At 60.0% G+C, this 1,500-nt stretch carries 2 protein-coding genes; both read right to left on the minus strand.

Annotated features, from left to right (window positions below):
• Positions 1 to 37: 37 nt before the first annotated feature.
• Positions 38 to 931: a carbohydrate ABC transporter permease gene (locus EOA85_RS35095; protein WP_029353730.1), complete on the minus strand. Its 894-nt coding sequence runs from the start codon at positions 929 to 931 to the stop codon at positions 38 to 40.
• 1 nt (position 932) lies between these two features.
• Positions 933 to 1,500 (minus strand): sugar ABC transporter permease (locus EOA85_RS35100; RefSeq protein ID WP_164760125.1); only part of this gene is annotated, 568 nt, incomplete at its 5' end.

Here is a 1,500-nt window from a genome sequence, read left to right on the forward strand (position 1 = left end):
ACAAGGGAGAAGGGAGAAGGTGCGGCGCCCACAGGCGCTACTCCTTCACCGCACCGGTCATCGAGGACACATAGTGCTCGACAAAGAATGAATAAAGCACGACCACCGGCAGCGAGCCGATCAGGGCTCCGGCCATCAGCGCTCCCCACTCATAGACGTCGGAACGGACAAGCTCCGTGAGCACCCCGACCGGCACGGTCTTGTTTTCGGACGACTGGATGAATGTCAGGGCATAGATGAATTCGTTCCATGACAGGGTGAATGCGAATATGCCGGCGGAAATCAGGCCGGGCACCGACAGCGGCAGCACGATCTTGGTGAGGATCTGCCACCGGCTCGCCCCGTCGATGAGCGCGCATTCTTCCAGTTCGAACGGGATGGAGCGGAAGTAACCCATCAACAGCCACGTGCAGAAGGGTACCAGGAAGGTCGGGTAAGTAAGAATGAGCGCGAAGGGCGTGTCGTAAAGCCCAAGGTTGAACACCATCACCGACAGCGGGATGAACAGGATCGACGGCGGCACGAGATAGGCGAGGAAGATCGCGAGCCCGACCTGCCGCGCCCCCGAAAACCTCAGCCGTTCGATCGCATAGGCCGCGAACACCGCAGCCAGCAGCGACAGGAACGTCGCGGCGGTCGAGATGATGATCGTGTTGAGCAGCCAGCCGGGATAGGACGTGTCGAACAAGAGATAGCGGATGTGCTCGAATGTCGGATGCACGACCCAGAACGGATTGAAATTGGCGTAGTCGGTCATCTCGTGATTGGGCTTAATCGCCGTGATCGTCATCCAGTAGAACGGGAACAACAGCACGATGACGAACACCAGCAACGGCAGATAGACCGTCACCACGCGCCGCGGCAGGCTCTGAAGGTAGCCCATGCCGCCTTCGTCGAGTTCTGGACGTTTCGTTTTTTTGATCGTGGCCATGTCAGTCTCCGCCGCCCTGCTGCCATTTGCGGCGTTGCAAGCCGAAATAGCTGAACAGGATCGCCGCAAGCAGGAACGGGATCATGGCGACAGCGATGGCAGCGCCCTCGCCAAGCTGGCCTCCCGAAATGCCGCGCTGAAACGACAATGTCGCCATCAGATGGGTGGCATTGACCGGTCCGCCGCGGGTCAGCACATAGATCAGCTGGAAATCGGTGAAGGTGAACAGCACAGAGAACGTCATGGTGATGGCGATGATCGGCGTCAGCAGCGGCAGCGTCACAAAACGGAACAATTGCCAGCGGCTGGCGCCGTCGAGCGTGGCGGCCTCGTAAAGCGACTGGGGAATCGTCTGCAAGCCGGCCAGCAGCGTGATGGCGACGAACGGAATGCCGCGCCAGACATTGGCCGCGATCACCGAAGCGCGCGCATTCTCCGGGTCGCCGAGGAAATTGATGCGATGGTCGATTAGGCCCATTTCCATAAGCGCCCAGGACAGGATGGAGAACTGCGAATCGTATATCCACCAGAAGGCGATGGCCGACAGCACCGTCGGCACCACCCACGGC

The organism is Mesorhizobium sp. M5C.F.Ca.IN.020.29.1.1 (genome assembly GCF_003997375.1).
In the GTDB taxonomy this organism is placed as follows: domain Bacteria; phylum Pseudomonadota; class Alphaproteobacteria; order Rhizobiales; family Rhizobiaceae; genus Mesorhizobium; species Mesorhizobium wenxiniae.

Coding starts and splice junctions, on each gene's coding strand:
- EOA85_RS35095 (WP_029353730.1), bottom strand. CDS start 931: ATGGCCACGATCAAAAAAACGAAACGTCCAGAACTCGACGAAGGCGGC.